We start from the raw sequence: 7511 nt of genomic DNA on the forward strand, positions 1-7511 counted from the left end.
TGCAACTTTTTACTCATATTTATCAACTTAAATTAATTCCGCCAACGGGTAAAGTTAAGTGTTATGAATAAATCAAGAGTTATTGCGTATGTTTTTTTAACCATTTTTTACTAACGACGACTTCCGAACGGGTGCTTCTTATACCGGTCGTCATCATCGTATTTACGATACTTGTCGTGCTTATGGTGCGTGTCGTGCTTATAGTGCTTGTAATGTTTGTCGTGCTTGTCGTGCTTATGGTGCTTGTAATGTTTGTCGTGCTTGTGATGCTTGTGGTGCTTGCACGACTCGTAATGCTTGTGGTGCTTGCAGGGCTTGCACGACTCATGTACGACAACCACTCTTTCTGGATACCTGGTGTAGATGTTGTGTACGTAGGCGTTGTCGCGCCAGCTTATAGGCTGGTAGAAGTAGTAAGCCTCGCGATAGCGTCTCCACTGGCTGTCGCTCATCATGCGGCGCAACTCCTTGTTGCGATACTTCCATGCCCTGCCGTTTAAGTCGCGATAGCTGTTGATAGCGTCGAGATAGTCGAGGTTGAGACGCATGATGTTGTTGCGTTGCACATTCGTGAGTCCGAGTTCGAGAACCATCTTGTCGGTTATGAAACGAGCCTCTACCTGAATATTGGCGAGTCGCTGTGCGCTTGCAGAGAGTGCCGTCACGAGAGCTACGGCGAGTGTCAATACTAATCTTTTCATAATCGTAAGCTATTAAGTTATTAACTGTTGTTTTTTGATGTTGCAAAGTTACGCCAAAGAAAACATAAAAGCAAGGGAATTTTCATATTAGAGCGTAGGATTTACCCTATAAGTGGTTAGTGGTTTCCCCCTGAAGCCTTAAGAAAAGTCATCGTGCAGCGAACGCAATCCGATCGGACGGCGGACGCAATCTGATCGGACGGCGTACGCAATCCGATCGGATTCCGTACGGAGCACGACGAGAGAAACCGAAGAAACGACAAATAAACTTAATTATTTTACACAACAAAACAACAATGTATAAAAAACTTGCACGCATGAATTATTCTGTATAATTTCGCAGCAAGTTTCCCGAAGCCTTGGGCAGACGCTCCGAAAGGGCTGCAACAGGAGACCCGAAGCACACACATTATTATATATGTATATGAGAAAACTGATTTTAGCACTTATACTCGGCATCGCAACCGCCAACGGTGCCACTGCACAAACCCGTTCAGACCTGCGCGACAGCCTTTCGGCAGCGGTGCAGGTGCTGGCATTCCACCCCGACTCGCTCGAGCTGCGCATGAAGAAGGCGGCTTGGAACATCGAACTGGAGCAATGGCGCTACGCCCAGGAGGAGTACGACTTCGTGCTGCGCTGCGACGAGAAGAACATCGCCGCGCTGTTCTACCGCGCATACGTCAACGAACGACAGGGCAGATACAAGTTTGCACGTCTCGACTACGAGAACCTGCTGCGCATAGTGCCTGGTCACTTCGAGGCGATGCTGGGTCTGGCGCTGCTCAACCAGAAAGACAACCGACCCACCGAGGCGTTCAACCAGATAAACACACTGGTGGCACAGCACCCGAACAACGCCGTGGCATACGCCGCGCGAGGCGGAATAGAGATAGAGCGCAAGATGTACACGCCGGCAGAGTACGACTTTACACGCGCCATAGAGCTCGACCCTAAAAACACCGACTACCGTCTGAACCGCGCCAACGTGCGCCTGCTCACGGGTCGCAAGAAGGAGGCGCGCGAAGACCTCGACGCCATGGTAGGGCAAGGAGTGCCGCGCGCAAACCTCGTAGAATGGTACAAAAAGTGCAGATAAAGCGGTGTTCGCTTTGCCATTTACGTAAATTGTTGTAATTTTGCCCGATATTTGAAATACAACAACATTTAGAAATGGCAGAATATTTAAGTTCAAGTAAGAAAAAAGTAACTGCACCCCTGTTTTTTGAAATGAAGAAATGTGGTGAGAAGATTTCATGGCTCACAGCCTACGACTACACCACAGCATCGATTCTCGACCAAGCTGGCATCGACACAATACTCGTTGGCGACTCTGCATCGAACGTGATGCACGGCAACGCCACGACACTCCCCATCACCGTTGACGAGATGATTTTCCACGCGCGCGCCGTGGCTCGCGCTACAGAGCACGCCTTCGTGGTGTGCGACATGCCCTTCGGCAGCTACCAGATATCAGAAGAGGACGGCATACGCAATGCCGTACGCATCATGAAGGAGGCTGGCGTCGACGGCGTGAAGCTCGAAGGCGGAGCAGAGATAGCTCCGATGATCAAGAAGATTGTGGCTGCGGGCATACCCGTATGCGGACACCTCGGACTCACTCCGCAGAGCGTTCACCAGTTCGGCGGATACGGCTTGCGCGCCAAGGAGGAGGCTGAAGCAGAGAAGCTCATAGCCGACGCAAAGGCGCTCGAAGAGGCAGGATGCTGCAGCATTGTGCTCGAGAAGATACCGGCAGACCTCGCCGAGAAGGTTACGGCAGCCGTAAGCTGCCCCACCATCGGCATCGGAGCTGGCAACAAATGCGACGGACAGGTGCTCGTATATGCCGACATGCTCGGCATGAACAAGGGTTTCAAGCCGAAGTTCCTGCGCCAGTACGCCGACCTCCACTCTATCATAACCGACGCCGTAGGCAGATACGTTGCAGACGTAAAGTCGACGGACTTCCCTAACGAGAACGAGTCATACTAAGACATGGACACTCAATACACACCCACTTACAACCGATTGTGGAACCGCGAGTTCACACTCCTCACAATAGCCGAACTGCTGTTGTGCATATCGTGCTACATGACCATACCGCTGCTGCCATTCCGCCTCACTACAGAGGACCACGCAAGCAGCTACCTGGCATGTCTTACAATCGTCGTATTCATCATAGGCGTTTGTATATCAGGCTTTTTCGGCAGTTGGCTAATACAAAACTACCGCCGCAACAAGGTGTTCTTCATTTCGGCGATATGCCTCGGCGCAACCATCCTCGGACTCTCAGCGTTCGAGTTTAGAGAGCAGCCGATTGTGCGCGAGATAGAAGAATACACGCTTCTGGCAGTATGCTTCGCGAGCGGCGCCGTATTCGGCACAGCCAAGCGCGTACTCTCGTGCACGCTACTCATAGACAAGACCGAATCGTGCCACCGCACCGACGCCAACTATACGGCAATATGGATATCAAGACTGACGGTGATAATAGGCCCGATATTGGCGCTGCTGTTGCGCGACGAGCTGCACGGGTCGCTGTTCTACATAGTCGGAGCAGCAATGTCGCTCGCTTCAGCCGTGCTCGTGATGTGCGTGAACTTCCCGTTCCGCGCCCCTGAGGAGGGTGTGCATCTGGTTTCGATAGACCGTTTCTTCCTGCCGCGCGGCGCAACGATAGCACTCGTAATAGCGCTCATCACAGCGGCGCTCGGCATAATGATGACAACACGCATGACGGTGGAGTTCTGCTCGTCGGTGATGGCGGGCTTCGTAGTGGCGGCGCTCGCGCTGCACATACCAGCCGTAAAGAACGCACGCTTCGCCTCAGCCGTAGGAAACGCACTGGCGATAATAGCTATTCTCGCAATGTTCGCACACGACGACGTGTTCGACGCTACCCTGAAGCCGATGCTCTTCGGATTCGGCATAGCGCTCAGCTCGTCAGAACAGCTCTACAAGCTGCTCAACAGCTGCGACCACTGCCAGCGTTCGACAGCCGAGAGCACCTACTTCCTCTCGAGCGACGGCGGACTCTTCCTCGGCATCGCCGCAGGATGGCAGCTTACGACGGCGGTGAAGTCGGCAGAACAGGTGGCGCTGGCGCTGCTCGTTGTGGCTACGATAATATGCTCGCTGAACGTGCTCTTAAAGAAAAAACAGGCAAAACATCACGCCTAAAAGATTCATATTTAAAACAAGGAGGTATAATATGATTATCGATTTTGAGAAAACAGAAGAAAAAGTAGTGGAGAACTTCAAGGGCGGCAACGGCAAGCTCATCATGCGCGCAGCCGACGACGGCAAGGTGAAGATAATGCGCAACATACTGACACCAGGAAGCTCTATAGGTATGCACACACACGAAGGCAACTGCGAGGTGATGTATATAATAAAAGGTGAGATAACCTTCGTATGCGACGGAAAAGAAGAGACCGTGCGCGCCGGAGAGGTTCACTACTGCCCGTGCGGACATACACATTGCGCTGAAAACCGCACCGCAGAAGACGCCGAATTCTTCGCCATTGTGCCGGAAATGAAGTAGAACTTACGGCACGCGAAAGCCCTTTCCTGCCCTACCCGATGCTTAACAACGTGAAAATTAATGAGTTCGGAGGGCAAATATTGCGCAATAACTCAAAAAAGTTATCAAGAAATTTTCGTATAACACGAAAAACTCGTATCTTTGCACGTCCTTAGTAAAAGGTAATAACAAAAGAAATAATAATATAATACATTCAAATGACTAAAGCAGATATCATCAACAAGATTGCAGAAAGCACCGGATTACAGAAGAAAGACGTATCAGTAGTCGTAGAAAGCTTCATGGAGAATATCAAAAACAGTTTGTTGACAAAGAAAGAGAATGTGTACCTGCGTGGATTTGGAAGTTTCATCGTTAAGCATCGCGCCGCTAAGACAGCGAGAAACATACTCAAGAAGACAACAATGAAAATCGGCGCACACGATCAGCCAAGCTTCAAGCCGGCTAAGTGCTTCATTGAGGAGATGAAAAACGCCACTATGGAGAAGTAAACCCCAACCCGCATTCATTTGAACAAGGAAAGAAAACATCATTAATATTAATATTAAACAACAAAAAATTTAAAGCTATGCCAAACGGAAAGAAAAAAAAGGGACACAAGATGGCTACTCACAAGCGTAAAAAGAGATTACGCAAGAACAGACATAAGAGCAAGTAAGAAAGCCTGCCCATAAGGGTCAGTTCCGATATGGGGGCGCGTCAAAAACCCATTGCATCAGCAATAATTTTGATGCGCCCCCATGCTTTTATATCAAAATTAAAGAAAGTACCTAAATTCAGAAAAACAAAAGAGAAATGACCAGCGAAGTTGTAATCGATGTACAACAGAATGAAATTTCCATTGCGCTGCTCGAAGACAAGCGACTCGTGGAATATCAGACTGAGCCAAGGTCTGTATCATTCTCTGTTGGAAACATCTATGTTGCAAAAGTAAAAAAGCTCATGCCTGGACTGAACGCAAGTTTCGTTGACGTGGGCTACGAACGTGATGCCTTTCTCCACTATCTTGATTTAGGCAACCAATTCAATTCTTACGAAAAGTACCTCAAACAGGTACAAAGCGACAGAAAGAAACTTTATCCTTTTGCCAAGGCTACAAAGCTGCCCGACCTCAGAAAGGACGGAAGCGTACAGAGCACACTCACCGTGGGACAGGAGGTGTTGGTTCAGATTGTGAAAGAACCGATATCTACAAAAGGTCCGCGCCTTACGGGCGAACTAAGCTTCGCAGGACGCTACCTCGTACTCATGCCTTTCGGCGATAAAGTTTCGGTATCGACAAAAATCAAAAGCGGAGAAGAGCGCGCGCGACTGAAACAACTCATCAACAGCATCAAGCCGAAGAATTGCGGTGTCATTGTGAGAACTGTAGCTGAGGGCAAACGCGTAGCAGAGCTGGATGCAGAACTAAAGGTTCTGACAAAGAGATGGGAAGACGCACTCGTAAAGGTGCAGAAAACCCAGAAACGTCCACAGTTGATTTTCGAAGAGACAGGTAGAGCTGTAGCATTATTAAGGGATTTGTTCAATCCCACCTACGAAAACATATACGTCAACGACGAGAATGTTTTCCACGAAGTTAAAAACTATGTTTCACTCATCGCCCCAGAGAAAGCAAACATCGTTAAGTTGTATACAGGAACAGTTCCCATCTTCGACAATTTCAACGTAACTAAGCAGATTAAATCCAGCTTCGGCAAAACCGTCAACTACAAGCACGGCGCTTATCTTATCATCGAGCACACGGAGGCCCTACACGTGGTAGACGTGAACAGCGGCAACCGTTCGCACTCGGACAACGGACAAGAGGCTAACGCACTGGACGTGAACCTCGGAGCCGCAGACGAGCTGGCAAGACAGCTGCGACTGCGCGACATGGGAGGCATCATCGTTGTTGACTTCATCGACATGAACCTCGCCGAAGACCGACAGCTGCTCTACGAACGCATGTGCAAGAACATGCAGAAAGACCGCGCCCGCCACAACATTCTACCTCTGAGCAAGTTCGGACTCATGCAGATTACACGCCAACGCGTACGTCCGGCTATGGATGTGAATGTGGAAGAGGTATGCCCCACCTGCTTCGGCAAGGGAAAGATAAAGTCGAGCATCATCTTCACCGACCAGCTTGAAAGTAAGATTGACAGGCTTGTCAACAAGATTGGAATAAAGACATTCTATCTGCACGTACACCCATACGTGGCTGCCTACATCAACAAGGGACTCTTCTCGCTGAAGAGAAAGTGGCAGATGAAATACGGACTGGGAGTACACATCGTTCCCTCACAGAAACTCGCTTTCCTGCAGTACGAATTCTACGACAGCAAGCGACAGTTCATCGACATGAAGGAAGAGATAGAGACAAAGTAAAGAAGAAAGGATATATAGCCTTGTTTTGTATGATGGGCTATATATCCTTTTTTTCTGAAAAAATTACGCTAAAAACTGCCGAATAGCTTAAAATGAGCTATTTATGAGTCTTTCACCTCAATAGAGGTAATGATTTGGCAACAGTCCTAAATTCTGCTATCTGCATACGTTTGCTGCCTAACAACTCTTTTCGGCTGCAAAAATACAAAAAAATAATGAATCTAAGATTTTAATTTCCCAAAAAACATCAAACCGAAAGACATGTTACAAAAAGTACCAGTTTCCTTACAAAATAGCAGCATAATGTTTAATCAGATTTAATTTTACCGTCAATAAGTTTAATTCAGTTTAAAATAACCATCAAAAAGTTCTATCAATCATTTTTTTTGTACTTTTGCAATCGAAAACAAAGAGGTTTATACCTCCGCAACATGTATAACATTTAAAAAGGAGAAAACATGAAAAAGTTTTTGTTTTCTATGGCTTTGGCATTAGGTGCTATATGCATGCCAAGTCAAGCAAGTGCGGCTGAAGTATCTTCACCAGTAGTAAACAACATTAAGGCAACAACAACGTTCCAAGCAACTCCATCAAATGGTCCTGTCGTTATTATTACCAAAGATGGAACAGTCATTATTGTTCTCTAATGTCGTAGTCTATTGCTAATCAACAACGACTGCATATTACATGAGTAGGCACTCTTTTTAATTGGAGTGCCTACTCTTTAATATTTTCTTTCTATTCTGTACAAATATGAAAAGGGTTATATTATTCACGCTTTCGTGCTTAGTCTCTTGTCTATTAGTCTCTGCACAAAAGATAGGATTATCCATACATTACCTGTTGGCGGAATTAATTTAGTGCATACTTAATTCTGCCAATGGGCTTGTCGT

The 7511-nt window shown here is 47.5% G+C and carries 8 protein-coding genes; 7 read left to right on the forward strand and 1 reads right to left on the reverse strand.

What is annotated here, in order from left to right; genetic code table 11:
* Nucleotides 1-110: 110 nt before the first annotated feature.
* Nucleotides 111-701, reverse strand: a complete 591-nt coding sequence (locus KTQ90_RS12120; protein ID WP_217318648.1) for a hypothetical protein — start codon at nt 699-701, stop codon at nt 111-113.
* Between the two features lie 418 nt (nt 702-1119).
* Between KTQ90_RS12120 and KTQ90_RS12125 the strand changes: the two genes are divergently transcribed.
* The 7 genes from KTQ90_RS12125 to KTQ90_RS12155 all read left to right on the forward strand — a co-directional run bounded on the left by KTQ90_RS12125 (nt 1120) and on the right by KTQ90_RS12155 (nt 7265).
* The gene (locus tag KTQ90_RS12125) at nt 1120-1800 is read left to right on the forward strand and encodes a tetratricopeptide repeat protein (RefSeq protein ID WP_217318649.1); all 681 of its coding nucleotides are present in this window, start codon (nt 1120-1122) and stop codon (nt 1798-1800) included.
* Between the two features lie 74 nt (nt 1801-1874).
* Nucleotides 1875-2696: a 3-methyl-2-oxobutanoate hydroxymethyltransferase gene (panB, locus tag KTQ90_RS12130; protein WP_217318650.1), complete on the forward strand. Its 822-nt coding sequence runs from the start codon at nt 1875-1877 to the stop codon at nt 2694-2696.
* 3 nt (nt 2697-2699) lie between these two features.
* The gene (locus KTQ90_RS12135; protein WP_217318651.1) at nt 2700-3884 is read left to right on the forward strand and encodes an MFS transporter; all 1185 of its coding nucleotides are present in this window, start codon (nt 2700-2702) and stop codon (nt 3882-3884) included.
* 31 nt (nt 3885-3915) lie between these two features.
* A complete protein-coding gene (locus KTQ90_RS12140; RefSeq protein WP_022158414.1) occupies nt 3916-4248 on the forward strand; it encodes a cupin domain-containing protein in 333 nt (110 codons plus the stop codon).
* A 197-nt stretch (nt 4249-4445) separates the two neighbouring features.
* Entirely contained in the window at nt 4446-4739 is a 294-nt protein-coding gene (locus KTQ90_RS12145; protein WP_022158413.1) for an HU family DNA-binding protein, read from the forward strand.
* Nucleotides 4740-5043: 304 nt separating this feature from the next.
* Nucleotides 5044-6618, forward strand: a complete 1575-nt coding sequence (locus tag KTQ90_RS12150) for an Rne/Rng family ribonuclease (RefSeq protein WP_217318652.1) — start codon at nt 5044-5046, stop codon at nt 6616-6618.
* 458 nt (nt 6619-7076) lie between these two features.
* Nucleotides 7077-7265: a hypothetical protein gene (locus KTQ90_RS12155; protein ID WP_005645304.1), complete on the forward strand. Its 189-nt coding sequence runs from the start codon at nt 7077-7079 to the stop codon at nt 7263-7265.
* Nucleotides 7266-7511: the final 246 nt, after the last annotated feature.

Source organism: Leyella stercorea (assembly GCF_019052365.1).
Taxonomy (GTDB): Bacteria; Bacteroidota; Bacteroidia; order Bacteroidales; family Bacteroidaceae; genus Prevotella.

Bases quoted from the DNA above. Each gene is read 5' to 3' on its own strand.
- KTQ90_RS12155 (WP_005645304.1), top strand. From the start codon at position 7,077: ATGAAAAAGTTTTTGTTTTCTATGGCTTTGGCATTAGGTGCTATATGC.
- KTQ90_RS12145 (WP_022158413.1), top strand. From the start codon at position 4,446: ATGACTAAAGCAGATATCATCAACAAGATTGCAGAAAGCACCGGATTA.
- KTQ90_RS12150 (WP_217318652.1), top strand. From the start codon at position 5,044: ATGACCAGCGAAGTTGTAATCGATGTACAACAGAATGAAATTTCCATT.
- KTQ90_RS12125 (WP_217318649.1), top strand. From the start codon at position 1,120: ATGTATATGAGAAAACTGATTTTAGCACTTATACTCGGCATCGCAACC.
- KTQ90_RS12135 (WP_217318651.1), top strand. From the start codon at position 2,700: ATGGACACTCAATACACACCCACTTACAACCGATTGTGGAACCGCGAG.
- KTQ90_RS12140 (WP_022158414.1), top strand. From the start codon at position 3,916: ATGATTATCGATTTTGAGAAAACAGAAGAAAAAGTAGTGGAGAACTTC.
- KTQ90_RS12120 (WP_217318648.1), bottom strand. From the start codon at position 701: ATGAAAAGATTAGTATTGACACTCGCCGTAGCTCTCGTGACGGCACTC.
- panB (WP_217318650.1), top strand. From the start codon at position 1,875: ATGGCAGAATATTTAAGTTCAAGTAAGAAAAAAGTAACTGCACCCCTG.